Genomic DNA, 25,851 nt, shown 5'->3' on the forward strand with positions numbered 1-25,851 from the left:
GTCCCGAGCGACCGGCGTTTTTTGGCGACCGCGCCATCGTGGCGTCAGATCACCATCTTTCGCACGCGCGCGGAGAACACGTCGATGCAGGTCACCACGACGATCATGATGAGCATCACGGCGCACGTCTGGGCGTACTGGAAGCTGCGAATCACTTCGTATAGCACCACGCCGATGCCGCCGGCGCCGACCATGCCGACGACGGACGCCGAGCGCACGTTCGATTCAAAACGGTACAGCGTGTAGGAAATCCACAGCGGCATGACCTGCGGCAGCACGCCGTACAGGATTTCGTCGATGGCGCGCGCGCCCGTGGCGCGCACACCCTCGACCGGACGCGGGTCGATCGCCTCGACGGCCTCGGCGAAGAGCTTCGAGAGCGTACCTGTCGTGTGCACCCACAGCGCGAGCACACCCGCGAACGGCCCCAGCCCAACGGCCACGATGAACAACATCGCGAACACCATTTCGTTGATCGCCCGGCAAGCGTCCATCACACGGCGCACCGGTTGATACACCCATGCGGGCACCATGTTCGACGCCGAGAGCAAGCCCATCGGGATCGAGCATGCCACGGCGAGCACCGTGCCCCACACCGCGATGTGGATGGTCACCATCATCTCGTGCACGTACACGCGCCAGTCACGGAAGTCGGGCGGAAAGAAGTCGTGCGCGAACTGGCTCATGTTGCCCGAGTCGCGAAGCAGATCGAGCGGGCGCATGTCCGCACCGCCCCACGACCATACCAGCACCAGAAAGAAAAGCCCCCAGCCGGTCAGAGACAGCCACGAGCGCTTGGGCGGCTCGCCCGGCAGACGGCCGGTCGCGCCGGGCGCGGCGCTTGCAGTGGAGGGTACGCTGGTGTTCATGTCGTTTGCCACAAGTCGGACCGGCCTGACCTCAACCGGCGAAAAATCGGACCGCAGCGGCAGCGGCGGGCCCTGCTGCCTGCCCGCCGCGCCCGGCCGGCGCGGAACGCCATCGCGTCATGCGCCGGCACGAACTGCGTCGTGAAACGGTTACTTCGTCTGGCTGAGCGCCTGATCGAGCGCCGCGAGCTTGCTGTCGATGTCGGCCAGTTGCGATTTCTTCCTGGCGGCGTCGAGCGTGGTGTCCGATTCGAGCTGCACCTTCTGCTTGAACAGTTCGAGCTGACGGATCGGCAACAGTTGGGCGTCGGTCGACGCGCGGAAACCGCCGTAGTTGTAGATGTTCTTCAGGACTTCCTTCTCATGCGCGTCCTTGCCATACGACAGGAAGAAGTCGCGGATCTTCTTCTTCGTGGCGTCCGGCAGGTCCTTGCGCCAGAGCAGCGGGTCCGAAGGGATGAGCGGCGACTTCCAGATCACGTGCACCTGCCTGGCCTTCTCCGGCTGCGTGGCTTCGAGCTTGTTGAGCTCTTCGGTGTTGTTCGTGGCGACGTCGACCTGATTGTTGAGCACCGCCATCAGGTTCGCACCGTGGTTCGAGCTGCGCGCGCTCTTGAAGTACGTGCGCGGGTCGATGTTGTGCTTCGCGAACACGTAGTAGCCCGGCACCAGCGTGCCCGACGTCGAAGTCGGATCGCCCAGGCCGAAGTTGATTTTCTTGCCGTTCCGGATCACGTCGTCGAGTGTCTTGTACGGGCTCGACTTGTTCGAGATCAGCAGCGAGTAATAGCCCTCGGTGCCGTCGGCGTAGACGATCTTCGCGAAGACTTCGCCTTGCGAGCGGTCCACGGCTTCCATCGCGCCCTTGTTTCCCATCCACGCGAGCTGCACCTTGTTAAAGCGCATGCCTTCGATCACGCCGGCGTAGTCGGTGGCGAAGAACGGCGTCACCTTCAGGCCCGTCTGCTTCTCCATGTCGTCGATGAGCGGCTGCCAGCGCTGACGCAGCGCGGCGCTGGAGTCGGTCGAGATGATGCCGAAGTTGATTTCCTGCGCGTGCGCCGCCGCCACCGAAGCGAACATGGCCGCGCCGGCCAGCAGGGTTTTCCACAGTTTCATGAGAGCAGGCTCCTGGTCAGGTCAGGCTGAGGGACATCGAGGTTAGAAAGGGGGTTTGCGCGTCGGCTGCATTCGTGCCCGCCGCGCCCTCCGAGGCTTCGTCGGGAGCGTCGTTGAGCAACTCGCTCGCCTGCACGCCGTACAGCCGGCGCAGCAGATCGGGCGTGAGCGCCGAGGACGGGCCGTCGTACACCACACGCCCCTGGTGCAACGCGACCGTGCGCACGCAGTAGCGCATGGCCACGTCGACCTGATGCAGCGAGACGACGACCGTCAGCTTGTGGTCGCGGTTCATGCGCGCGAGCATGTCCATGACCTTGCGCGCCGACTCCGGGTCGAGCGAGGCGATCGGCTCGTCGGCGAGAATGATCTTCGCGCCCTGCACCAGCGTGCGCGCCAGTGCCGCGCGCTGCTGCTGGCCGCCCGAGAGCGTGCTCGCGCGCTGGAACGCAAGATCGGCAATGCCCACCTCGCCAAGCGCGGCGATCGCCGCCTGGCGCTCGGCAGGCGTGAAGCGGAACATCAGGCTGCGCCACAGCGGCACGCGGGCGAGCACGCCCGTGAGCACGTTGGTGATTACGGGCAGACGGCCCACGAGATTGAATTGCTGGAAGACGAAGCCGATGTCGCGCCGGATCTGGCGCACCTCGCGCACGATGCGGCCGTCGCGCTGGATCGGACGACCGAGGATCTCGATGCTGCCCGGCTGCGGATCGGCCGCGACGAAGCCGGCGATGTGACGCATCAGCGTCGACTTGCCCGAGCCCGACGCCCCGATGAGCGCCACCATCTCGCCCGGCATGACCTTGAGCGCCACTTCGTCCAGCGCGCGGCGCCCGCTGCCGAATGTCTTGGTCAGTCGCTCGATTCGAATCGCTTCGTCCACGGTTCACCTGTTAGTCGAATCGCCGGTCGCCACCGACGCGCGCCGCTGTGTCCGCCCCGACGGAAGCGGCCGCGCGCGCATCGCCCGACTAGCTGTTTTGTGGCAATTTGTGCCAAAAGTGAACGCAGTCTAAAAAGTCTGGATGACAAGACAGTGACAACCGGCGAGCTTTTCCCCGCGAGTGAAAAAGCCTTATTCGGTCAATGATTTGGGAGGATTTTCCATGGCGCGGAGCGCCCTGCGCCTACGGCTCGCGGGCGCGGCCGAACGGGCGGGCAGCCGGGGGGGCCGCCCTCGCGCACACAATTTTGTCTACATCTTTTGGAGGTGCGGGGCGCGACGTTGCCCAACGCCCGAAGCTCGCAGCGCCGCACAGGACACCGGCGGCGCGAAGACATACGGATGTGTAGACGGACGGGTGTGCGCCTTTGCCGCGTGGCGACGTGTGGCGTGCTGTGGCGCGACGCCGCTAGGCGACAAGAAGCTCGGGCCCGCGGGCGCGCAACTGTGCGAGCATGGCCTTGTGCGGCGCCGCGTCGCTGATGAGGTAGCGCGCCGCTTCGAAGTGGCGGATGCGCACGGGCGTCACACGCCCGAACTTCGTGTGGTCGGCGACCACGGCCGACACGTTCGCGCACAGCAGCATGCGCGCCCGCAGTTCGGCGGCGGCACGGTTGAAGTCGGTGATGCCGCCGTCCTCGGTCACGCCGCCCACGCCGATGAACGCGAAGTCCGCGTGGTATTGGGCGATCTGGTTGATGGCGTCCCAGCCCTGCACGGCGTCTTCGTTGTCCTGCAGTTCGCCGCCGAGCAGCGTGACGCGATTGTCGTGGTGACGCCCCAGCAGGCGCGCGATCTGCCAGTCGTTGGTGTACACGCGCAGCCTGTGTTTCGAGAGCAGCGCCTGCGCGAGCGCACGCGTCGTGGTGCCATAGTCGATGATGACCGACGCACCGTCGGGCACGAGTTCCGCCGCGCGCACGCCGATGGCGCGCTTGCCCACGGCATTGACGTTCTCGCGCAGCGTCCAGTCCGGTTCGCTGCGATCGGCGGCGAGCGCGCCGCCGTGCGTCATGAGCAGCAGCCCGCGTGCGGCGAGCGTGTTCAGATCTCGACGCACCGTCTCTCGCGAGACGCCGAGCTCGCGCACCAGATCGCTGATGGCAAGCGCCCCGGTCTTGGCGAGTTGTTCGAGCACGTATTGTTGGCGTTGTTCGGCAAGCATGTTCGGACAGTGTCGGTTGAACTACGAATTCATTTTGTCGACGGCGGCACCGAGGTGGCGCCGCCCGCACCGTTGCACTTCGGCGCCTCGCGCATTATCCCTGCAATGCCACGCGCAGCCCCAGGCCGATGAAGATCGCTCCTGCCGCACGGTCGAGCCAGCGTCCCGCGCCGGGCCGGCGCTTGAGCCACGTGCCGAGCACACCGGCGAACCAGCCGTATGCGCTGAACACGACGATGGTCTGCGCCATGAACACGAGGCCGAGCAGCAGCATCTGCCAGCCCGGGTGCGACGCATCGGCGCTCACGAACTGTGGCAGGAACACCAGAAAGAACAGCGTGACCTTCGGATTGAGCATGTTGGCGAACACGCTCTGGCGGAACACCGCGCCAAGCGGCTGCGCCCGGGCCTCGCTTGCCAGCGCCATTGCGCCTCGCGCGCGCAATGCCTTGATGCCGATCCAGAGGAGATACGCCGCACCTGCGAGCTTGATCGCCTCGAACGCCCACGGTGACGAACGCAGCACCGCCGCAAGGCCGATCGCCGCGATGCTCGTGTGAAAGAGGCAGCCGAAGGTGAAGCCCGCCGCGGCGGCAAGACCCGCCCGGCGGCCCTGCGCAATGCCCCGCGCGATGACCTGCATGTTGTCGGGCCCGGGCGCGAGCGTGATTGCCACCGAGCTCAGCAGAAACAGCCAAAGGTTGGGCATCGGGACGTCCGGTTCATGGGTGAGGTTGCACGGGGTGCGTCAATGGCGAATGCCGCAAGGTCAGTGGCCCTCGAAGGAGCACAGCAGGAATAGCGGCAGGCCCGCCTCGCTGATGAGGCGCGAGCCGCCCAGCTCCGGCAGGTCGACGATGGCCGCCCCTTCGATTACCGTCGCGCCCAGGCGCTCGAGCAGTTTCTTGCCGGCGAGCATCGTGCCGCCAGTGGCGACCAGATCGTCGATGAGCAGCACGCGATCGCCCGGACCGCAGGCGTCGGCATGGATTTCGACCGTCGCGCTGCCGTACTCGAGTTCGTACTCCTCGGCGACCGTTTGGTAAGGCAGCTTGCCTTTCTTGCGAATGGGGATGAAGCCGATGTTCAGCTCATAGGCCAGGATCGAGCCGAGAATGAAGCCGCGGGCGTCCAGTCCGGCGACATAGTCCGGGCGCTGCGCCATGTAGCGATGCACGAACACGTCGATCAGCACCCGCAGGGTTCGCGGGTTCTTGAGCAATGGCGTGATGTCGCGAAACTGCACGCCCGGCGAAGGCCAGTCCGGCACGGTGCGAATCTGGCTCTTGATGTAGGCGGCAGGGGACTCGTCGATCTGCACGGGGATCCTTGTTTCGGTACTGAGAGGTAACACGCCACATTATGCCAAAAAGGCCCGGTGGCCCCGCCCCGCTGTCGGCGTGGCGGGCTCTCATGCGTGCGCGGGCGTCCGGACATTTGCCTCCGCGCACCGCCTTCCAACTCCTTACGCGCTGCTTACCTGCTGCTCGTCCGCTGCTTACCGGTTGCTTACCCGTTGCCCAGCAGGCGCTGCTCCGCGAGCACCAGCTTGTCGGGCAGGCCGCGCAGCACGACGATGTCCTCGGCCATGAGCCGCGTCTCGGCCACGGGCTCCACGCCCCGGATGCCGTGGCGCCGGATCGCCGTGACCGTCACGCCGAGCTTGTCGAGCCGCAATTCGCCGAGCGTGCGGCCGACCGCGTCGGCGTTCAGTGTGAGCGGCACCGACTGCAGCCGCACCTGTTCGCGCTCGCCGCCTTCGTCTTCGTCGTCGATGCCGTGGAAGTAACCGCGCAGCAGGCTGTAGCGCTCGTTGCGCGCCTGTGCGACGCGGCGCAACACCCGGCGCATCGGCACGCCCATGAGCACCAGCGCGTGGGAGGCGAGCATCAGGCTGCCCTCCACGATCTCGGGCACCACTTCGGTGGCGCCGGCGGCAATCAGGTCGTCGATGTGCGTGTCGTCGACGGTGCGCACGACCACCGGCAGGGTCGGCTCCAGCGCCTGCACCTGCGCCAGCACCTTGAGCGCCGCCGGCGTGCTGTCGTATGTCACCACGATACCCGCGGCGCGGTGGATGCCCGCGGCGACCAGCGCCTCGCGCCGGGCCGCGTCACCGAACACGACCGTCTCGCCGGAGCGCGCCGCCTCCATCACGCGGTCGGGATCGAGGTCGAGCGCCACATAGCCAATGCCCTCCTGCTCGAGCATGCGCGCGAGGTTCTGCCCGCATCGGCCATAGCCGCAGATGATGACATGGCCCGAGGTCTTGATGCTTTGCGTGGCGATGCGGGTCATCTGCAGCGACTGCATCATCCATTCGTTGGCGACGAAGCGCAGCGCGATGCGATCGGCGTTGATGATCAGGAAGGGTGCGCAGAGCATCGACAGCAGCATGCCCGCGAGCACCGCCTGCGACAGCGACGGGTCCAGCAGTTCGCGGTCGATCACCAGATTGAGCAGCACGAAGCCGAACTCGCCGGCCTGCGCAAGGCCCAGGCCGGTGCGGATCGCCGTGCCCGGCGGACTGCCGAACACGCGCGCGAGACCGGCGATGAGGGTGAACTTGACGAGCAGCGGGCCGACGAAGAAAAGCAGCACGAGCAGCGGCTGCTTCATCACGATCGCGGGATCGAGCAGCATGCCCGTGGTGATGAAGAACAGGCCGAGCAGCACGTCGCGAAACGGCTTGATGTCGTCTTCCACCTGGTGCCGGTACGGCGTCTCGGCGATCAGCATGCCCGCGATGAACGCGCCGAGCGCCATGGACAGACCGAGATGCTCGGTAATGTAGGCAAGCCCCAGCGTGAGCAGGAGCAGGTTGAGCATGAACAGCTCCTGCGAGCGCCGCGCCGCGACCACGTGAAACCATCGGCCGACGAGCTTCTGTCCGAGCCAGAGCAGCAGCGCCAGTGCGCCGGTGATCTTGAGCGCCGCGAGCGACAGCGCCAGGACCAGCGCCTTCGAGTTGCCGCCCAGCGCGGAGATCACGATGAGCAGCGGCACCACCGCGAGGTCCTGGAACAGCAGCACGCCCATGATGTTGCGGCCGTGCTCGGTCTCCAGCTCGAGCCGCTCGGCGAGCATCTTGGTGACGATCGCGGTGGACGACATTGCCAGAGCGCCGCCCAGCGCCACCGATGCCTGCCACGAGAACGACCAGAACAGGTTGACGAGCGCGCCCAGGCCGAGCGCGATGAGCAGCGTGCCCAGCACCTGGGATACGCCCAGGCCGAGCACGATGCGTCGCATGCTCTTGAGCTTGGGCAGCGAGAATTCGATGCCGATCGAGAACATCAGGAAGACAACGCCGAATTCGGCGAGGTACTGCACGCGCTGCGAGTCGGCAGCCAGCCCGAGCGCGTGCGGGCCGATCACGATGCCGACGCTCAGATAGCCGAGCATGGGCGGCAGATGAAGCATGCGGAACAGCACCACCCCGAGACAGGCGGCAAACAGCAAGACGAGTGTGAGTTCGAGCGGCGATGCCATCAGCGAAGGTGGATTTCCAGAGAGAAGCGCGAAACTGTCATGACCGGATGTCATGCAAGTGCCGTGCCAGTTTGCGTCCGGGCGGCGGTCTCCATCGGGAAACCAGGCGATATCCGAACGTGCCGGGGCCCTGTCCGATGCGCGCGGGGCCAGGCGTGGCGCGGCTGCACCTCGGCGCCGCATCCGTTTTGATATACTCCGCGCATGATAGCGAAAATCAATCCAGGCCGGGCGCTCGAGGTTGCCCGGGAGGTGTTGCGCACGGAAGCCGACGCCATCGAACGCGTCTCCGCGCACCTCGACGATAGCTTCTTCGAAGCCGTCTCGCTGCTGCTCGCCTGCCGCGGACGCGTCGTCGTCACCGGGATGGGCAAGTCGGGCCACATCGGCCGCAAGCTGGCCGCCACGTTCGCCAGCACCGGCACGCCCGCATTCTTCGTTCATCCTGCCGAAGCCAGCCACGGCGACCTCGGCATGATCACGGCCGACGACGTCGTCGTCGCGCTCTCCAACTCCGGCGAGACCGGCGAAATCGTCAGCATTCTGCCGACGATCAAGCGCCTTGGCGCGAAGCTCATCGCCATGACGGGCAACGCCGCGTCGAGCCTGGGGCGGCTCTCGGACGTGCACCTGGATGCGCACGTCGACAAGGAAGCCTGCCCGCTGGGCCTCGCGCCGACTGCCAGCACCACGGCCGCCCTCGCGCTCGGCGACGCATTGGCCGTCACCCTGCTCGACGCACGCGGCTTCGGCGCCGAAGACTTCGCCCGCTCGCACCCAGGCGGCGCGCTCGGACGCCGCCTGCTCACTTTCGTGCGGGACGTGATGCGCACCGGCGATCGCGTCCCGCGCGTGCGCTCGGACGCGAGCCTGTCCGAGGCGCTGCTCGAGATGACCGCCAAGGGACTCGGCATGACGGCCATCGTCGATGGCGACGATCAGGTCGTGGGCATCTTCACCGACGGCGACCTGCGCCGCCTGTTCAAGCGCACGCTGGATTTCAGCACGCTCAGGCTGGCCGACGTGATGAAGGCCGGCCCGCGCACGATCGGCCCCGACCAGCTCGCGGCGCAAGCGGCCGAGTTGATGGAGCGCTTCGGCATCACGCAACTGCTCGTCACCGAGAACGGCCGCCTCGTCGGGGCGCTGAACGTCCACGACCTGTTCGCCGCGAAGGTCGTGTGAGTCCCCGCCCTCAAGCCCCTGCTTCTTGCCGATGAGTCAGCCCAGCCACACCCCGTTCACCCATTTCGACGTCGCCGACGCGAGCGCGCGCGCCGCGCGTGTGCGCGTGATGGTCTTCGACGTCGACGGCGTGCTCACCGACGGCGGCCTGCGTTACGGCCCGGCCGGCGAAGTCATCAAGACGTTCGACTCGCTTGACGGTCACGGCCTGAAGCTGCTCGCCGAGGCCGGCATCGTCACGGCGATCATCACGGGGCGCCAGTCCGATATCGTCGCCAGGCGCGCGGCCGATCTGCGCGTCGCACATGTATACCAGGGCGTGCACGACAAGCGCGAAGCGTTCGAGGACCTCTGCGCCAAGGTGTCGGCCGCCCCCGAGGCGTGCGGGCACATCGGCGACGACTGGCCCGATCTGCCCGTGCTCACGCGCGTGGGCTTCGCGGCCTGCCCGGCGAACGCCCACGTCGAAGTGAAGGCGCGCTGCCACTGGATCGGCGCCACGCGCGGCGGCGAAGGCGCCGTGCGCGAGCTGTGCGACTTCATCCTGCGCGCGCAGGGACGTTACGACGCCCTGCTTGCCGAAGCACTGGCCTGACGCCCCGAGGAAGCCGCCCCGCCCATGGCCATTCAACGCGTCTCGCCCGCCTCCCTGATCGCGATCGCCGTGCTCGCCTGCCTCGCGGCCGGCACGTACTGGCTCGTGCAACGCACGCTGCCGTCGAACGCCGATCGCACGCCGTATGTGAAGCAGCACATCCCCGATTACTACGCCGATGACATGGTGATCTCCATGCTCTCGGCGAGCGGCCAGACGCAGTACCGCGTCAACGCCGTGCACATGACGCACTTCGAGGACGACCAGACCACCGCCATGACGCTGCCGGCGGTGCGCGCCTTCACCCCCGACCAGCCGGAAGTGACGGCCACGGGCAAGCGCGGCACGCTCAATGCCGACATGTCGGTCGTCGACCTGTACGACAACGCTGTCGTGGTGCGTCAGCCGGGACCGCGCGACCCCGAAATGCGCGCGCTCTCCGAGCATTTCCAGGTGCTGGTGAACGAGGACATCGTGCGCACGGAGAAGCCTGTCCAGCTCTATCGCGGCGCCTCCGTCATGTACGGTGACGGCATGATTTTCAATAACATCACGCGGGCCGTACAATTGCTCGGCAACGTCCACGGCACCATCCAGCCGGCGGAACTGAGCAACAAACGTCCGGCACCGCCCGCCGCGCCGAGCGCGGCCCCCCAGACCAAACAGGGCCCCAAGACCCCATGATCGATCGCCGCAACCTGCGACCTGCATCCCGATCGCTGCGTGCGCTGCGCACGGTGGCCGCTGCCTTCGCAGCGCTCGCCGTCTTCGGCGCACTGGCCACGCTGAGCGCGCCGCTCGCGCACGCCGAGCGTGCCGACCGCGACAAGCCGCTCAACATCGAATCGGATCACATGAGCTATGACGACCTCAAGCAGGTCAACATCTTCACCGGCAACGTGACGATGACCAAGGGGACGATTCTCCTCAAGGCCGATCGCGTCGAAGTGACTCAGGATCCGGAGGGCTATCAGTACGCCACGGCGTTCTACAAGCCGGGCGGCCCGCTCGCGTACATGCGCCAGAAGCGCGACGGCGTGGACGAGTACATCGACGGGTGGGGCCAGACGATCTATTACAACGGCAAGACCGAAGTCGCCACGCTCACCACGCAGGCCACGCTCAAGCGGCTGGCCGGCGGCACGCGCGTGCTCGACGAGATTCACGGCAGCGTGATCACCTACGACACCTACAACGAGGTCTACACCGCCAACAGCGGCGCCGACCAGGTCAACGCCAACAATCCGAAGGGCCGCGTGCGCGCCACGCTCGCGCCGCGCAACGCCACCGGGGCCAACCAGGCGCAGCCGGGCGGGGCGAGCAAGCCCGCCGCGGCGCCCAAGGGCGACCTGCCGCCGCTGTCCCCCTCCAAAAGCATCGGGAATCCGCGTGAGTAATCCTGCCAGCAACGCCTCCAGCATCAATCCGGGCGCCGGCCCGTCGGGCAAGCCGAGCGCGCTCGTCGTGCGCTCGCTCAAGAAGCAGTACGGCGCGCGTACCGTCGTCAAGGACGTCTCGCTCGACGTGAAGAGCGGCGAGGTCGTCGGCTTGCTCGGGCCGAACGGTGCGGGCAAGACCACCTCGTTCTACATGATCGTGGGGCTGGTGCCCGCCGACGACGGCGAAATCCAGCTCGACGGCAATCTCATCAGCGAACTGCCGATCCACGAGCGCGCCCGCATGGGCGTGTCGTACCTGCCGCAGGAAGCGTCGGTATTTCGCAAGCTCACGGTCGAGGACAACATCCGCGCCGTGCTCGAACTGCAGGTCGATGCCGCCGGCAAGCCGCTCAAGCGCGACGAGATCGAGCGCCGCATCGAGGCGCTGCTCGACGAACTGCAGGTGAGCCATCTGCGCGAGAACCCGGCAATGTCGCTCTCGGGCGGCGAGCGCCGTCGCGTGGAAATCGCGCGTGCGCTGGCCACGCAGCCCCGGTTCATCCTGCTCGACGAACCCTTCGCCGGCGTCGATCCGATTGCCGTGCTGGAAATCCAGCGCATTGTGCGCTTTCTGAAAGACCGTGGCATCGGTGTCCTGATTACCGACCACAACGTGCGCGAGACGCTTGGCATCTGCGATCACGCCTACATCATCAGCGAAGGCTCCGTGCTGGCTGCCGGCACCCCCGACCAGATCGTGGCCGACGAAAGCGTGCGGCGCGTCTATCTGGGCGAGAATTTCCGGATGTAAAGGAAATTTTTCGCATGTAAACCCTGCCCCCGATAGGGCGCCGGGCCGGTTCCGTTGGCGTGACAAAGCCTCTACAATGAAGGCGAGACACGCTATGAAACCGACTCTTCAACTTCGCACCTCGCAGCACCTGACCCTCACGCCGCAGTTGCAGCAATCGATTCGGTTGTTGCAACTGTCGACGCTCGAACTCCAGCAGGAAGTCGAGCACGCCCTTACCCAGAACCCGATGCTCGAGCGAGAAGACGACTGGCTCGCCGGCTCGGTGCGCGTGGGCACGGACGGGTCGCTGCGCAACGAACGGAGCACGTCGGCGAGCAGCAGCAACGACGGCCCCGACACCGCCAACGGCCACGACGACGCCCGCGAACTCGACGGCGAAACCCGCTTCGAGGACGGGGCGAGCGATAACGGCAGCGACTGGAGCCTGAACGATTTCGCCCGGACGGGCAGCGCTTCGGACGACGACGACAACGCTCGCCCCCAGCTGCACGTCGATCACCCCAACCTTCGCGAGCACCTGCTCGCCCAGTTGCGCGTGACCAAGGCCAGCCCGCGCGATCGCGCGCTGGTCGAGTTCCTTATCGAATCGCTCGACGAAGACGGCTATCTCGGCACCACGCTCGACGAAATTCAGGCGGAAATGCCCGAAGAGCTGGCGCTCGAGACCGAGGAGATCAACGCCGCCCTCGCGCTGCTGCAGAGCTTCGATCCGGCGGGCGTGGGCGCCCGCAATCCGGCCGAATGCCTGCGTCTGCAACTGCAGCGGCTGCCCGCGAGCGGCGTTCGCACGCTTTCGCTGCGCATCGTCTGCGATCACCTGGAATTGCTCGCGGCACGCGATTACACGCGGCTGCGCCGCCTGCTCGGCGTGAGCGAAGACGCACTGCGCGCCGCGCACCAGCTGATCCGCTCGCTCGACCCGTTCCCGGGCGCCGCCTACGGCTCGCCGCCCGCCGATTACGTCGTGCCGGACGTACTGGTGCGCAGGCAGGGCAGCGGCTGGAGCGCCGAGCTCAACCCGGAAGTCATGCCGCGCCTGCGCATCAACGAGATGTACGCGCGCATCCTGCGCAACAACCGCAACGACCCGGGCACCGGCAATCTCCAGCAGCAGCTCCAGGAGGCGCGCTGGCTGATCAAGAACATCCAGCAGCGGTTCGACACGATCCTGCGTGTGGCGCAGGCCATTGTCGAGCGTCAAAAGAACTTCTTCACGCATGGCGAAATCGGCATGCGGCCCTTGGTTTTACGTGAGATTGCTGATACGCTGGGTTTACATGAATCCACGATTTCACGCGTGACTACGAGTAAGTACATGCTCACTCCATTTGGAACCTTCGAGCTCAAGTACTTCTTCGGGTCGCATGTGGCCACCGAAGCCGGAGGGGCTGCGTCGTCGACAGCCATCCGCGCCCTCATCAAGCAACTGATAGGAGCAGAAGACCCCCAAAGCCCCCTTTCCGACAGTCGTATCGCGGAGCTGCTGGCAGAGCAAGGATTCGTGGTTGCGCGGCGCACCGTCGCGAAGTACCGCGAGGCCATGCGAATCCCCGCAGTGAACTTGCGCAAATCTTTGTAGGACAGTCCTGGTGCGCCATGTTGGCTCGCTGGGGCATCACGCCGCAGTGCGACATTGCGTCACGTCAATGGCTCGCACTCCCGCTAGCCAGCGCCGCTCATGACGCGGCCTGCACTTCGGCATTTCAGCAAGGAGAGCAGCTATGAATCTGAAGATCAGTGGACACCATCTCGAGCTCACGCCGTCCCTGCGCGAATTCGTCGTCAACAAGCTTGAACGCGTGTTGCGGCACTTCGACCAGCTCATCGGCGCCGAGGTGATCCTCTCTGTCGATAAGACCAAGGAGAAGGCCGGACGCCAGATCGCCAGCGTCACCGTGTATCTCAAGGGCAAGGAAATTTTCGTCGAAAAGTGTGACGAAAATATGTATGCCGCCATCGACAAGCTGATCGACATGCTCGACCGCAAGGTAATGCAGTACAAGGACAAGGTGCAGAATCATGGTCGCGAAGCCCTCAAGCATCAACAGCCGCCCGAGGCGGAACCGCTCCAATAATTCCTTTCCGGCGAGGTAGTCGCATCGACTGTCACTGACGCAAGCCCGCACGGAACCACACGAGCGAATCTACGTCTGTCATAAGTCTGGCATCACCCACCGCGGGGCCGTTGAACGGCCCCTTTTGTATGGGGCGACGCGTCTGGGCTGACGCGCCTACGGGTGGTCTATAATGCGAGGTCAATCGGGGGTTGGAGGGCGACTACGCGTTCGCCCGCATTACAAGATGAACCGTTTAGTCAAACTCTTACCTGCGTCCAATATCCTGCTTGGACTGTCCGTCACCAGCAAGAAGCGTGTCTTCGAGCAAGCCGGGCTCCTGTTCGAGAACAACGCCGGACTGTCGCGCGCACTCGTCACCGACAACCTGTTCGCGCGCGAGCGCCTGGGTTCGACCGGGCTCGGCGAAGGCGTGGCGATCCCGCATGGCCGCATCAAGGGACTCAAGCATCCGATGGCGGCTTTCGTGCGTCTGGACGACCCGATTCCGTTCGAGGCGCCCGACGGCCAGCCCGTCTCCCTGCTGTTTTTCCTGCTCGTGCCGGAACAGGCCACGCAGCAGCATCTCGAGATTCTGTCCGAAATCGCGCAGTTGCTCTCCGATCGCTCGATGCGCGAGACATTGAGCAACGCGCCCAGCGCCGACGACGTTCACACGGCCCTGGCGAACTGGCAGCCCTGAGCCGCCGCCAACTTCGAGTCCCGTAGCTCCCATACTCAACCGAACGAGGCGACGCGGTGGAACTGACCGGCATCAACGCGCAAAGCATTTTCGATGACAACGCCGCGACGCTGCGTCTGTCGTGGCTCACCGGCCACGAGGGCTGGGAGCGCGGGTTCACGCCCGAGAGCGTGGCCACCGCCACCTCCAGCGCCGACCTCGTGGGTCACCTGAACCTCATCCACCCGAACCGCATTCAGGTGCTCGGCGAGGCGGAACTGCGCTATTACCAGCGCCTGAGCGATGAGAACCGCAAGCGCCACATGGGCGAGGTCATCGCCCTGGAGCCGCCGTTCCTGGTCGTCGCCGACGGACTGGAGGCGCCGCCCGATCTGGTGCTGCGCTGCACCCGGTCGTCCACACCGCTGTTCACCACCCCGCTCTCCACCGCATCGGTTATCGACAGCCTGCGGCTGTACATTTCGCGCGTGTTCGCCCCGCGATGCACGATGCACGGCGTTTTTATCGACATTTTGGGCATGGGCGTGCTCCTCACCGGCGACTCCGGGCTGGGCAAGAGCGAACTCGGTCTGGAATTGATCAGCCGCGGCCACGGCCTGGTCGCCGACGATGCGGTCGATTTCGTGCGGCTGGGCCCCGATTTCGTGGAAGGACGCTGCCCCCCACTGCTGCAAAACCTGCTGGAAGTGCGCGGGCTGGGCCTGCTCGACATCAAGACCATCTTCGGCGAGACGGCCGTGCGCCGGAAAATGAAGCTCAAGCTGATCGTGCAACTGGTGCGCCGCCCGGACGGCGAATTCCAGCGCCTGCCGCTCGAAGCGCAGACGGTGGATGTGCTCGGCTTGCCCATCAACAAGGTGATCCTGCAAGTGGCCGCCGGGCGAAACCTCGCCGTGCTCGTGGAGGCCGCCGTGCGCAACACGATCCTGCAACTGCGCGGCATCGACACGCTCAAGGATTTCATGGAGCGCCAGCGCCAGGCCATGCAGGATCCCGACGGGATGCAGGGCAAACTGCTCTGAGCCGCGTCTCCGGGTTTACCGCATTGCATGCGGTTTTCTGTCAACGCAGCGCGATTGCGGCGCGTTTTCTTTCATGTTGTAATCGCCACGCGGTTCTTCCCCGTGCGTGTCGACCTTAATGGAGAGACGATCATGAAGAAAGCATTCGCTGCACTGCTCCTGGTATCCCCGCTGCTCGCGTCGCCCGTGTTCGCCCAAAGCGCCGCCGCGCCCGAGGCAGCCCCGAAGGCCAACGCACAGCAAAACAAGATGACCGCGTGCAACGCGCAGGCCGGCGACAAGAAGGGCGACGATCGCAAGGCGTTCATGAAGCAATGCCTGTCGAACAAGCCGGCCGCGTCCGCCAAGCAAACGCAGCAGGAGAAGATGAAGACCTGCAACGCGCAAGCGGGCGACAAGAAGGGCGACGACCGCAAGGCGTTCATGAAGTCCTGTCTGTCGAACAAGCCGGCCGCCTGAGGCATCGACGCCAATCTACGCCGAACGGCGCCCCTTCCGGGCGCCGTTTTCGTTTGCGTAGCGCAGTCGGAATCGCCCCGTGGTCGCGGGGAAATGGCCGGAAGGGCCGGAAGGTTCGAAAACGGACGAAAACGGCTGAAAACGGCTGAAAACGGCTGAAAAGGGCTGGAAATGGCTGGAATGGCGGCGAGGCTGGAAAGGGCCTAACCGGGCCTAAACGGGCCGGAGCGGCCGGAAACTCCTGGAATTGCCTACCTTTGCCGTGAATTGCCGAGCATTGCCGAGGAGAGCGCAACGCCCGGACAGCCCGCCGCTCGACACCCGTAAGACACAATCGCTTACCATGATGGTTGTATTCGGGAAATGTCATGAAGATCGTACTCATTACCGGTGTATCGGGCTCCGGCAAGTCGCTCGCCCTGAATGTCCTCGAGGACGCCGGGTATTACTGCGTCGACAACCTGCCGTCGCGATTTCTGCCTGAGCTTGCCGAATATCTCGAAACGCAGAATCACACGCGGCTTGCCGTCGCCATCGACGCGCGCAGCGGCGGCTCGCTTGCCGATCTGCCGCCGATCATCGGCGGTCTGCGCCGCTTCGGCCACGATGTGCGCGTGCTGTTCCTCAACGCCAACACGCAAACCCTGGTGCAGCGCTTCTCCGAGACGCGCCGCCGCCATCCGCTCTCGGTGGGCGACAACACGCTCTCGGCCAACGGCTCGCTCGTCGAAGCGATCGAGAAAGAGCGCGAAATGCTCAACAGCGTGACCGAACTCGGTCACCAGATCGACACCAGCAATCTGCGCGCGAGTGCGCTGCGCCGCTGGATCCGCGAGTTCGTGCAGCACGATCACACCGGGCTTACGCTGATGTTCGAATCGTTCGGTTTCAAGCACGGGGTGCCGCTCGACGCCGATCTCGTCTTCGACGTGCGCTCGCTGCCCAATCCCTACTACGACACGCAGTTGCGGCCGCTCACCGGCCGCGATCAGCCGGTCATCGACTTCCTGTCGGCCATTCCCGAGGTCGCCGAAATGATCGACGACATCGGCGCGTATCTGCAAAAGTGGCTACCGAGCTTCATGCGCGACAACCGCAGCTATCTGACGGTGGCCATCGGCTGCACGGGCGGGCAGCACCGCTCCGTCTTCATCGCCGAGACGCTCGGCGCGCGCTTTCGCCAGGAAGCGAGCGTGCTCGTGCGCCATCGCGAGCTCGCACCGCTCGAGGCCGCCTGAGCGGCGCGACCGCGCTCGCTGCCAGCGGACGTCGGGCGCGCGAGCTTCAGGCCGGCAGCAGCAACTGACCGTCGCTCGGCGACAAGGCGTCGGCGATCTTTCGGATGGGTGACGGCAGACCGGCGGCGGCGATACCGGCCGCATCCAGCCAGGCCAGGCGTGCGCCGCTCGCCGGCGGCTGCCGCCCGGGGGCAGACGGCGAGAGCGTTACCAGCCACGGACGCAAGTGCAGCCGGAAATGCGTGAAGACGTGCGTGAGCCCATGCAGCGGCGCGAGCGACTGCACCGCCCCCTGCTGCGCCCCGAGCGCCGCGGCGTGCGCGCACAGGCGCTCGCGCAGTGAGGCGTCGTCGGGCGCTGGCGCGCCGGTCGGCGGCGTGAGCTCCGGCAGACTCCACAGGCCGCCCCAGATGCCGCTGTCCGGGCGCCGCTCGAACAGCACTCGCCCGCCCGCGCGAATCACCAGCACATCGACATAGCGCTCCGGCTGCGCCTTCTTCGGCTTGGCCGTGGGCAACGAGCGCTCGCGCCCCGTCGCATGCGCCACGCAATCGCTGTCAAACGGGCATTCGCCGCAGCGCGGCTTGCCGCGCCCGCACAGCGTGGCGCCGAGGTCCATCATCCCTTGCGTGTAGGCCGGCAGATCGTGATCGGGCAGCAGCGATTCGGCCAGCGCCCACATCTCCCGCTCGATCTTCGGCGTGCCAGGAAACCCCTCGATGCCGAACACGCGCGCGAGTACCCGTTTGACGTTGCCGTCGAGAATCGCGGCGTGCGCGTCGTAAGCGAATGCCGCGATCGCGGCGGCCGTCGAACGGCCGATGCCGGGCAACGTGGCGAGCGTGTCCGGATCCGACGGGAAGCGCCCGCCATGCTCGGCCACGACCACCTGGGCGCAGCGATGCAGGTTGCGGGCACGCGAGTAGTACCCCAGGCCGCTCCAGAGCGCCATGACATCGTCCTGCGGCGCGCTGGCGAGCGCGGCGACGTCGGGAAAGCGCTCGAGAAAGCGGCCGTAATACGGGATCACCGTGGCGACCTGCGTCTGCTGCAACATGATTTCGGACAGCCAGATGCGGTACGCGTCGCGTGTGTTCTGCCAGGGCAGATCGTGACGGCCGTGCTCGGCCTGCCATGCGATCAGCCGCTCGGCAAAGGTGTCGGCCAGCGAACCGGCGGCGAAATCGGGGGTAGAGGCGTTCATGAGGATGTCCGGGGAGGCGTCGAGTACGACTGTACAGCGCGGCTGCGGGCGTCTTCGCGGGCTGGCGTCTTCGCGGGCCGCCGCGCGTGCGTCATTTCTGGCAATGCGGGCAAAAGAACGTGGAACGCTGCTGCTGCACGATCTGGCGAATCGGCGTGCCGCACACGCGGCATGGCTGTCCGGTGCGGTCGTAGACGAAATACTCCTGCTGGAAATAGCCGCTGCGACCGTCGCTGCCGACAAAATCGCGCAGCGTGCTGCCCCCTTTCTCGATTGCCGCGGCAAGCACTACCTTGATTGCCTGCGCGAGCTTCTCGGCACGCGGGCGGGACAGCTTGCCCGCAGCGAGCCGCGGATGGATGCCGGCGCGAAACAGGCTCTCGGAGGCGTAGATATTGCCCACGCCGACCACGATCGTGCCAGCGAGCAGCGCCTGCTTGATGGCGACGGTGCGCCCGCGCGTGCCGGCATGGAGCCAATTGCCGTCGAACGCGTCCGACAGCGGCTCGACGCCGAGGCTCGCGAGCAGCGGGTGCGAGAGAACGTCGCCGGCCGAGCGGGGGTGGAACAGCATGGCGCCGAAGCGGCGCGGGTCGCGATAGCGAAGTGCGCATCGCTCGAACACGAGATCGATGTGATCGTGCACCCCGGCCGCGGGCAAGGCCTGCGGCTCGGGCATCACGCGCAGCGTGCCGGTCATGCCCAGGTGCACCAGCAACCAGCCCGGCGCATATTCGAGCAGCAGGTATTTGCCGCGACGCTCCACGCCAATGAGCGTCTCGCCGCGCAGCAGCGTGTCGAGACCGTCGGGCACGGGCCAGCGCAATGCGGCGTTGCGCACGTCGATACGCGCGACGCGCGTGCCCGCCACGTGCGGCGCAATACCGCGGCGGGTGACTTCGACTTCGGGGAGTTCAGGCATGCCTGCGAACGTTTGCTGAGGATTTAGACTCTATTGTATCGGGCGCGCTACAATCGCTCGAAACCTGCCGTGGATCCCTATGCCGAAGACCCGAATCCCGTCCATCCCCGCCGCTTCCGAGACTGCGGTAACCGTGGCACCCATGGCCTTGCGCCTGCGCGGCGCACTGGCACGCGGGGCGTGGGCCGGCGCCACGGCGCTCGGCGTGACCTGCGCCAGCGCGGTCATGGCGCTCCTGCCATCGTCCAATGCCTTCGCGCAAGCGGCCCAGGACGGCGCGCGCGCGCTGCTCGCGCAGAACGCACCGGCCTCGCCCGCGGCCCCCGGCAAGGCATCCGCGCCGGGCGCCGCGAGCCGTGCGGCGGCGGCAAATACCGATACCGACGCCGAGGACGTCCCGCCCGGGGCCGCCGTCCCGAAGGAAAAGCTGCCGAACGTGGCGCTTTCGAGCGAGATCGTCTTCGAAGTGATGGCCGCCGAACTCAGCCTGCAACGCGGCAACCTCGCTCCGGCTTACAACACCTACATCGCGCTGGCCAATCGCACCAAGGATCCGCGCATGGCGCGCCGGGCGGTCGAGATCGCGCTCGGTGCGCGCCAGCTCGGCGACGCGCTGATCGCCGCGCGCCTGTGGCACCAGCTCGATCCGACTTGGCGCCCGGCGTCCCAGCTGCTCGCGAGCCTGCAGGTCGGCACGGGCCATCTCGGCGAAGCCGAGCCGCTGCTCGTCGACGAACTGAACAAGGTGCCCGAAGCGCGTCGCGGTCAGGCCATTCTGGAATTGCAGCAGATGATCGCGCGCAGTCCCGAGCGAGCCACCGGCGTCGATTCGCTCAAGCGCATGCTGGCCAACGACATGCAGCGCCCGGAAGCACAACTGGCCATTGCGCGTTCGCAGCTCGATGCCGGCGATACGGCCGGCGCACGCGCGTCGCTGGAGAACGCGCTCAGGATCAAGCCCGATTATGAAGCCGCGGCGTTGGTGTACAGCCAGATGGGGCCGTCCGAGCGCGCCCACGCCATCGCGGGACTCAAGACGTTCCTCGATCGCAACCCCGGCGCCAAGGAAGCCCGCTTCGCCTACGCGAAGCTGCTGCTGGCCGACAACCAGCTCGATGTCGCGCAAAAGCAGTTCGAAACGCTCGAGAAGCGCTATCCGCACGAGTTGTCGACGCTCATGGCGCTTGCGCTGCTGAGCCTGCACGCGAAGCATCCGGAGAAGGCCGAACAGTATCTGCAGAAGTACGCCTCGGAGGCCGAGCAGCAGAACACGGACGGCGCACAGGCTTACGTCTATCTCGCGCAGATCGCGCAGGACCGCAAGGACTATCCGGCGGCGGACAAGTGGCTCTCGAAGATCCGCGAGGACAGCAACGCCTATCTGCCCGCGCAGATCGGCCGCGCGCAACTGCTCGCCGACCAGGGCAAGGTCGAGGAAGGCCGTGCGCTGCTGCACGGCATCAAGTCGAGCGATCCGCGCGAGCAACTGGCGCTCAAGCGCGCCGAATCCGATCTGCTCGTCAAAGCCAAGCGCTACGGCGACGCCGAGAAGCTGCTCGAGGCCGAGGTCAAGAATCATCCGGACGATCCGGATTTGCTCTATCAGTACGGCATGGTTGCCGAGCTGAACAAGCACTACGACGTCATGGAAAAGGCCATGCGCCGCGTGATGGCAACGCAACCCGACAACGCGCAGGCGTACAACGCGCTTGGCTACTCGCTGACCGAGCGCAACACGCGTCTGCCCGAGGCGCTCAAGCTGCTGCAAAAGGCGTCGGCGCTCTCGCCCGAGGATCCGTACATCATGGACAGCCTGGGCTGGGTGAAATACCGCCTGGGCGACAAGCAGCAGGCGCTCGAACTGCTGCGTCGCGCCTACGGCATTCAGGCGCAGGCGGAAATCGGCGCCCACCTCGGCGAAGTGCTGTGGGAATCGGGCCAGCAGGACGAAGCGCGCAAGACCTGGCGCGAGGCGCTCAAGCTCGACGGCGACGACGATACGCTGCGCTCCACGATGAAGCGCTACAACGTGGCGCCCTGATGCCCGGATTGACGATGTTGTGCGCATTTCGGAACCCGGCGGCGCACGCGCGGGTGGCCCGCGCCCTCTCGCTGGCCTGCGCCGCTGCGCTTTTCGCAAGCGGTTGCGCGAGCCTCGCACCGCCGGCGCCCATCGTCCAATCGGCCGATGCGGGCGCGGAACACTATCGCGGCCGCTTCTCGGTGCGGTACGAGCAGAGCGGCGAGCCCCGCAATACCTACGGCAACTTCGATTGGCAGCAGAACGGCGAGAATGCCGTCGTCCAGTTGCTCGACCCGCTCGGGCAGACGCAGGCGATCGTTCGCGAGAATCCGCGCAGCGCCTCGCTCGAACTGCCGGGCAAGGCGCCGCTCACGGGGCCGCGCCTGGAAGACGTCATGCGCGATGCGCTCGGCTTCGCGCTGCCCGTCGGCGGCCTTCGCTACTGGCTGCGCATGCAGAGCGCCCCGGGATCGCGGGCGAGCATCGAGCGCGATCCGCAAACGCGGCGCCCCACGCGTCTGACGCAGGACGGCTGGACCATCGACTATCAGGCGTTTTTCGACGGCTCACCGCTGCGCGTCAGGCGCATCGACCTCTCGCGCGATCTCGACGGCTCGCCGCTGGCCGTGCGCCTGGTCATCGACGAATAAGCAGCGAGCCGGGCCGGTTCGGCACGTTCGCGCAGGCGGTGCTATGCTTGGCGCCGCGTGCTGCTGCTGCGGCGGCGGCGGCTGTCGAGGCATATCGCCGCCGACGGCGCTGCGGGTGCTGTGGGCGCTGCGCCGAGACGCGTGCGCTGCGCGACGTTCGCGATATCCGCTTGGCGCACGCGTCGATCAACCGCCCCTACGATTCCCCGGCGCACGGACGCCCTCGCGGGCGCCGTGTGCTCCGATAGCTCCGCTTCGCATCGCCATGTACGAAATCCTGCGTGACTGCCCTGCCCCGGCCAAGCTCAACCTGTTCCTGCATATCGTGGGACGCCGACCCAATGGCTATCACGAACTACAAACCGTCTTCCAGCTAATCGACTGGGCCGACACGTTGCATTTCGAGCGACGCGACGACGCGCGCATCGTCCATACGAATCCGCTGCCGGGCGTGCCGCCCGAGACCGATCTGACCGTGCGCGCGGCACGCCTTTTGCAGGCGCATTGCGGCGTGCGTTTCGGCGTGGACATCGCGATCGAGAAGCGTCTGCCGGCCGGCGGCGGCATCGGCGGCGGCAGCTCCGACGCGGCCACGACGCTGCTCGCGCTGAACCGCATGTGGCAGCTCGACCTGCCGCGCGCCGAGCTCCAGACGCTGGCCCTCAAGCTTGGGGCGGACGTGCCGTTTTTCGTGTTCGGCCGTAATGCGTTTGCGCAGGGACTGGGCGAAGAACTGGAAGCGATCGACCTGCCGCAATGGCACTTTCTCGTCGTGAACCCGCGCGTGCACGTCGCGACCGACAAAATATTTCGCGATCCCCTGTTGACAAGGGATACGAAGATCGTCACAATGGCGTTCTTTCTTGAGCACGCCAACAAAAACGTGTTCGAAACGGATGAAATCTTCCGTAACGACATGCAGGCGGTAGTCACTCGAGAATACGCGGAAGTCGCTGCTGTGATTGACTGGTTCAGAACCTTCACCACGGCTCGCATGACAGGATCCGGCGCAAGCGTGTTTGCGGTATTCGACACGAAGGCGGAAGCGGAAGCCGTATGCAGGCGATTGCCGGAGCGCTGGCTCGGTCAGGTGACCACCAGCCTGGCCGAACATCCGCTGTTCGCCTTCGCGTGAAGAGTTTTGCTTTGTTGCGTTTCCTACGGCGCAATGAAGGCACCGGTTAGTGTAGGGGAGTCGCCAAGTTGGTTAAGGCACCGGATTTTGATTCCGGCATACGAGGGTTCGAGTCCTTCCTCCCCTGCCAATTTCTCTGTTGTAGAGTCTCAGCATCCAACGTCCCGCAGGTAGCCAGATGAGTAGTGATAACCTAATGGTATTCACCGGGAACGCCAATCCCGCCCTGGCCCAAGCGGTCGTCGACACTCTGGGTATCCCCCTCGGCAAGGCCATGGCCAGCCGCTTCTCGGATGGTGAGATCCAGGTCGAAATTCAGGAAAACGTGCGTGGCAAGGACGTCTTCGTCCTCCAGTCGACGTGCGCTCCGACCAACGACAACCTGATGGAACTGATGATCATGGTCGACGCGCTCAAGCGCGCTTCCGCCGGTCGGATCACCGCTGCCATCCCGTATTTCGGCTATGCCCGTCAGGATCGCCGCCCGCGCTCGGCACGCGTGGCGATCTCGGCGAAGGTCGTGGCCAACATGCTGCAAATCGCAGGCGTCGAACGCATCATCACGATGGACCTGCACGCCGACCAGATTCAGGGTTTCTTCGATATTCCGGTCGACAACATCTACGCGTCGCCGCTGCTGCTGGCCGACGTGCGCGCCCAGAACCACGAAAACCTGCTGGTGGTGTCGCCGGACGTCGGTGGCGTGGTGCGCGCCCGTGCGCTGGCCAAGCAACTGCATTGCGATCTGGCCATCATCGACAAGCGCCGTCCGAAGGCCAACGTGGCCGAAGTGATGAACATCATCGGTGAAGTCGAAGGCCGTACCTGCGTCATCATGGATGACATGGTCGATACCGCCGGTACGCTGTGCAAGGCCGCGCAGGTATTGAAGGAACGCGGCGCACAGAAGGTGTACGCCTACTGTACGCACCCGGTGCTCTCGGGCGGCGCCGCAGCGCGAATCAACGCCTCGGAGCTCGACGAAGTGGTCGTGACGGATACCATTCCGCTGCGTGACGACTCGAAGGGCGGCAAGATTCGCCAGCTGAGCTGCGCTAACCTGCTCGCCGAGACGTTCTCGCGCATCCGTCGTGGCGACTCGGTGATGTCGCTGTTCGCGGAGTAAGCGTTCGGTAAAGTTTTTGCAACGGCGCCTGTGTGGCGCCGTTGTTGTGTCGGCGAGGAGCGTTTTCCTCGCCTTTGTCGTTCCTGAATCCCGCGTTTTTCGGCGGGCCGTTCGGGAAGAAAACACTGCCTGGTCGCGGGCAGTACAAGGAGTTGTCATGAAAGTCGTCGCTTTTGAGCGCAATCAGCAAGGTACTGGTGCGAGCCGCCGCCTGCGCAATGCCGGTAAGACTACGGGCATCGTGTACGGTGGTAACGTTGAACCCAAGATGATCGAACTCGATCACAACGCACTGTGGCACGCCCTCCGCAAGGAAGCTTTCCACTCGTCGATCCTCGACCTGGAAGTTGCCGGCAAGACCGAACAAGTGCTGCTGCGCGACGTGCAGTATCACCCGTTCAAGCAACTCGTTCTGCACGTGGATTTCCAGCGTGTCGATCCGAACAAGTCCATTCACGTGAAGGTGCCCCTGCACTTCCTGAACGCCGAGACGTCGCCGGCCGTGAAGCTGGGCGCGAACGTGATCAGCCACACGCTCAACGAACTCGACATCAGCTGCCTGCCGGGCAAGCTGCCGGAATTCCTGGAAGTCGACCTGTCGAAGCTGGAAGCCGGTCAGACCGTGCATGCCAAGGACGTCAAGCTGCCCGCCGGCGTGACGCTGACGCTGCACGTCGAGCAGGAAAACCCGGTGGTGGCGCAAGCCGTCCAACCGGCCGGCGCTGCGGCTGACGAAGCTGCCGCCTCGGCTGCCGAAGGCGAAACGCCGGCTGCCTAAGCCACGCGTGTCAGCCTTCAGCGGCGACGCTGGACGCAAGACCCGCCGCGACGTCATGTCCGGCGGGTTTTTTCATGGCGGTGCGTGACGCACCCAACACCTCCGACACCGAAATGATCAAGCTGATCGTGGGGCTCGGCAATCCGGGCGCCGAATACACAGCGACGCGTCACAACGCGGGCTTCTGGTTTGTCGACGCCCTGGCGCAGCAATGCGGCGCGTCGCTCTCCCATCAGAAGAACTTCCACGGGTTCGCCGCGCGGGCACGCGTGGCCGGCCAGGAAGTCTGGCTGCTCGAGCCACAGACGTTCATGAACCGCTCGGGTCAATCCGTCGTCGCCCTGGCCCGCTTCTACAAGATCCTGCCCGACGAGATTCTCGTGGTGCACGACGAGCTCGATCTGCTGCCGGGCACCGTGAAGCTCAAGCGCGGCGGCGGCAGCGGCGGCCATAACGGCCTGAAGGACATTGCCGCGCATCTGACCACGCAGGAATTCTGGCGTCTGCGACTGGGCATCGGCCATCCGCGCACGCTGCAGCCGGCCGGCAGCCAGCAGCAGGTGGTGGACTTCGTGCTCAAGCCGCCGCGCAAGGAGGAGCAGGCGCAAATCGACGACGCGATGTCGCGCTCGCTCGACGTCGTCGACCTGATCGTCAAGGGCGAGATGGAAAAGGCGATGATGCGGCTGCACGCCGCGCCCGCGAAGTAACGCGGCGGCGCAAGACCACGCCCGCGCAGCGACACGGGCCGCTCATGTGATGCGAGCACACGACGCTCGCAACACACGACAGAGGCGCCGCAGGGCGCCTTTGTCGTCCCTTTTGTCGTCCCTTTCGTCACCCCTTTCGCCGTCTCTTTGTCGCTCGCGAGAGCCTCCGGTAATTCGTCGGCGGGACTGTGCGGGAATGCTGCGAGAATGTGTCGTCAGGGTGTGAAGCGGAACCCCGCCCCGGGCGCGGAATCAGCCCAATT

The 25,851-nt window shown here is 65.8% G+C and carries 26 protein-coding genes and 1 tRNA gene; 18 read left to right on the forward strand and 9 right to left on the reverse strand.

Annotated elements, in window-relative coordinates; genetic code table 11:
• Nucleotides 1–44: 44 nt before the first annotated feature.
• The 7 genes from phnE to PNO31109_RS01385 form a co-directional block, all read right to left on the reverse strand.
• Nucleotides 45–869: a phosphonate ABC transporter, permease protein PhnE gene (gene phnE, locus PNO31109_RS01355; protein WP_150553837.1), complete on the reverse strand. Its 825-nt coding sequence runs from the start codon at nt 867–869 to the stop codon at nt 45–47.
• Nucleotides 870–1,019: 150 nt separating this feature from the next.
• Nucleotides 1,020–1,988, reverse strand: coding sequence for a phosphonate ABC transporter substrate-binding protein (gene phnD / locus PNO31109_RS01360; protein WP_150553838.1), 969 nt, complete (start codon nt 1,986–1,988; stop codon nt 1,020–1,022).
• 16 nt (nt 1,989–2,004) lie between these two features.
• Nucleotides 2,005–2,874, reverse strand: coding sequence for a phosphonate ABC transporter ATP-binding protein (gene phnC, locus PNO31109_RS01365; RefSeq protein ID WP_150553839.1), 870 nt, complete (start codon nt 2,872–2,874; stop codon nt 2,005–2,007).
• A gap of 469 nt (nt 2,875–3,343) precedes the next feature.
• Nucleotides 3,344–4,099 carry a DeoR/GlpR family DNA-binding transcription regulator gene (locus PNO31109_RS01370; protein WP_150553840.1) on the reverse strand — a complete coding sequence of 252 codons (756 nt, stop codon included), beginning with the start codon at nt 4,097–4,099 and terminating at the stop codon, nt 3,344–3,346.
• Nucleotides 4,100–4,193: 94 nt separating this feature from the next.
• A complete protein-coding gene (locus PNO31109_RS01375; RefSeq protein ID WP_150553841.1) occupies nt 4,194–4,808 on the reverse strand; it encodes a LysE family translocator in 615 nt (204 codons plus the stop codon).
• A 60-nt stretch (nt 4,809–4,868) separates the two neighbouring features.
• Nucleotides 4,869–5,420 carry an adenine phosphoribosyltransferase gene (locus PNO31109_RS01380; protein ID WP_150553842.1) on the reverse strand — a complete coding sequence of 184 codons (552 nt, stop codon included), beginning with the start codon at nt 5,418–5,420 and terminating at the stop codon, nt 4,869–4,871.
• Between the two features lie 188 nt (nt 5,421–5,608).
• The gene (locus tag PNO31109_RS01385; protein WP_150553843.1) at nt 5,609–7,591 is read right to left on the reverse strand and encodes a monovalent cation:proton antiporter family protein; all 1,983 of its coding nucleotides are present in this window, start codon (nt 7,589–7,591) and stop codon (nt 5,609–5,611) included.
• Nucleotides 7,592–7,795: 204 nt separating this feature from the next.
• On the opposite strand from PNO31109_RS01385, the gene PNO31109_RS01390 reads away from it, so the two are divergent.
• From PNO31109_RS01390 to rapZ, 11 genes are all read left to right on the forward strand, one after another.
• Entirely contained in the window at nt 7,796–8,776 is a 981-nt protein-coding gene (locus tag PNO31109_RS01390) for a KpsF/GutQ family sugar-phosphate isomerase (protein WP_150553844.1), read from the forward strand.
• Nucleotides 8,777–8,807: 31 nt separating this feature from the next.
• A complete protein-coding gene (locus PNO31109_RS01395; protein WP_150553845.1) occupies nt 8,808–9,371 on the forward strand; it encodes a KdsC family phosphatase in 564 nt (187 codons plus the stop codon).
• Between the two features lie 24 nt (nt 9,372–9,395).
• Nucleotides 9,396–10,055: an LPS export ABC transporter periplasmic protein LptC gene (gene lptC / locus PNO31109_RS01400; RefSeq protein WP_150553846.1), complete on the forward strand. Its 660-nt coding sequence runs from the start codon at nt 9,396–9,398 to the stop codon at nt 10,053–10,055.
• Entirely contained in the window at nt 10,052–10,768 is a 717-nt protein-coding gene (lptA, locus tag PNO31109_RS01405; RefSeq protein WP_150553847.1) for a lipopolysaccharide transport periplasmic protein LptA, read from the forward strand. The genes lptC and lptA overlap by 4 nt, the downstream gene beginning before the upstream one ends.
• Nucleotides 10,769–10,790: 22 nt before the next feature.
• Nucleotides 10,791–11,561 (forward strand): LPS export ABC transporter ATP-binding protein, encoded by a 771-nt coding sequence (gene lptB, locus PNO31109_RS01410; protein ID WP_150554154.1) that lies wholly within the window; start codon nt 10,791–10,793, stop codon nt 11,559–11,561.
• Between the two features lie 94 nt (nt 11,562–11,655).
• Complete coding sequence (locus PNO31109_RS01415) at nt 11,656–13,143, forward strand: RNA polymerase factor sigma-54 (RefSeq protein ID WP_150553848.1); 1,488 nt, start codon at nt 11,656–11,658, stop codon at nt 13,141–13,143.
• A 142-nt stretch (nt 13,144–13,285) separates the two neighbouring features.
• The gene (gene hpf / locus PNO31109_RS01420) at nt 13,286–13,639 is read left to right on the forward strand and encodes a ribosome hibernation-promoting factor, HPF/YfiA family (RefSeq protein WP_150553849.1); all 354 of its coding nucleotides are present in this window, start codon (nt 13,286–13,288) and stop codon (nt 13,637–13,639) included.
• Nucleotides 13,640–13,865: 226 nt separating this feature from the next.
• Nucleotides 13,866–14,321: a PTS IIA-like nitrogen regulatory protein PtsN gene (ptsN, locus tag PNO31109_RS01425; RefSeq protein ID WP_150553850.1), complete on the forward strand. Its 456-nt coding sequence runs from the start codon at nt 13,866–13,868 to the stop codon at nt 14,319–14,321.
• Nucleotides 14,322–14,377: 56 nt separating this feature from the next.
• On the forward strand, nt 14,378–15,343 hold the full coding sequence (gene hprK / locus PNO31109_RS01430) for an HPr(Ser) kinase/phosphatase (protein ID WP_039407855.1): 966 nt from the start codon (nt 14,378–14,380) through the stop codon (nt 15,341–15,343).
• A 132-nt stretch (nt 15,344–15,475) separates the two neighbouring features.
• Nucleotides 15,476–15,802, forward strand: a complete 327-nt coding sequence (locus tag PNO31109_RS01435; protein WP_150553851.1) for a PsiF family protein — start codon at nt 15,476–15,478, stop codon at nt 15,800–15,802.
• Nucleotides 15,803–16,170: 368 nt separating this feature from the next.
• Entirely contained in the window at nt 16,171–17,040 is an 870-nt protein-coding gene (gene rapZ / locus PNO31109_RS01440; protein ID WP_150553852.1) for an RNase adapter RapZ, read from the forward strand.
• Nucleotides 17,041–17,086: 46 nt separating this feature from the next.
• Here the strand turns inward: rapZ and mutY are convergent, their stop codons facing one another.
• Together mutY and mutM are read right to left on the reverse strand one after the other, a co-directional pair.
• Nucleotides 17,087–18,244, reverse strand: coding sequence for an A/G-specific adenine glycosylase (gene mutY / locus PNO31109_RS01445; protein ID WP_150553853.1), 1,158 nt, complete (start codon nt 18,242–18,244; stop codon nt 17,087–17,089).
• 91 nt (nt 18,245–18,335) lie between these two features.
• Nucleotides 18,336–19,166: a bifunctional DNA-formamidopyrimidine glycosylase/DNA-(apurinic or apyrimidinic site) lyase gene (gene mutM / locus PNO31109_RS01450; RefSeq protein ID WP_150553854.1), complete on the reverse strand. Its 831-nt coding sequence runs from the start codon at nt 19,164–19,166 to the stop codon at nt 18,336–18,338.
• Between the two features lie 226 nt (nt 19,167–19,392).
• On the opposite strand from mutM, the gene PNO31109_RS01455 reads away from it, so the two are divergent.
• The 7 genes from PNO31109_RS01455 to pth all read left to right on the forward strand — a co-directional run bounded on the left by PNO31109_RS01455 (nt 19,393) and on the right by pth (nt 25,588).
• Nucleotides 19,393–21,207 (forward strand): tetratricopeptide repeat protein, encoded by a 1,815-nt coding sequence (locus PNO31109_RS01455; RefSeq protein ID WP_370749697.1) that lies wholly within the window; start codon nt 19,393–19,395, stop codon nt 21,205–21,207.
• A gap of 14 nt (nt 21,208–21,221) precedes the next feature.
• The gene (locus tag PNO31109_RS01460; RefSeq protein ID WP_150553856.1) at nt 21,222–21,839 is read left to right on the forward strand and encodes an outer membrane lipoprotein LolB; all 618 of its coding nucleotides are present in this window, start codon (nt 21,222–21,224) and stop codon (nt 21,837–21,839) included.
• Between the two features lie 265 nt (nt 21,840–22,104).
• Nucleotides 22,105–22,974 carry a 4-(cytidine 5'-diphospho)-2-C-methyl-D-erythritol kinase gene (gene ispE / locus PNO31109_RS01465; protein WP_150553857.1) on the forward strand — a complete coding sequence of 290 codons (870 nt, stop codon included), beginning with the start codon at nt 22,105–22,107 and terminating at the stop codon, nt 22,972–22,974.
• A 53-nt stretch (nt 22,975–23,027) separates the two neighbouring features.
• Nucleotides 23,028–23,104: transfer RNA gene (locus PNO31109_RS01470), tRNA-Gln, on the forward strand.
• 48 nt (nt 23,105–23,152) lie between these two features.
• Complete coding sequence (locus tag PNO31109_RS01475; RefSeq protein WP_150553858.1) at nt 23,153–24,100, forward strand: ribose-phosphate pyrophosphokinase; 948 nt, start codon at nt 23,153–23,155, stop codon at nt 24,098–24,100.
• 157 nt (nt 24,101–24,257) lie between these two features.
• On the forward strand, nt 24,258–24,878 hold the full coding sequence (locus PNO31109_RS01480; protein ID WP_150553859.1) for a 50S ribosomal protein L25/general stress protein Ctc: 621 nt from the start codon (nt 24,258–24,260) through the stop codon (nt 24,876–24,878).
• A 113-nt stretch (nt 24,879–24,991) separates the two neighbouring features.
• Entirely contained in the window at nt 24,992–25,588 is a 597-nt protein-coding gene (gene pth / locus PNO31109_RS01485) for an aminoacyl-tRNA hydrolase (protein ID WP_150554155.1), read from the forward strand.
• The last annotated feature ends 263 nt before the right edge of the window (nt 25,589–25,851 follow it).

The organism is Pandoraea nosoerga (assembly GCF_902459585.1).
Taxonomy (GTDB): domain Bacteria; phylum Pseudomonadota; class Gammaproteobacteria; order Burkholderiales; family Burkholderiaceae; genus Pandoraea; species Pandoraea nosoerga.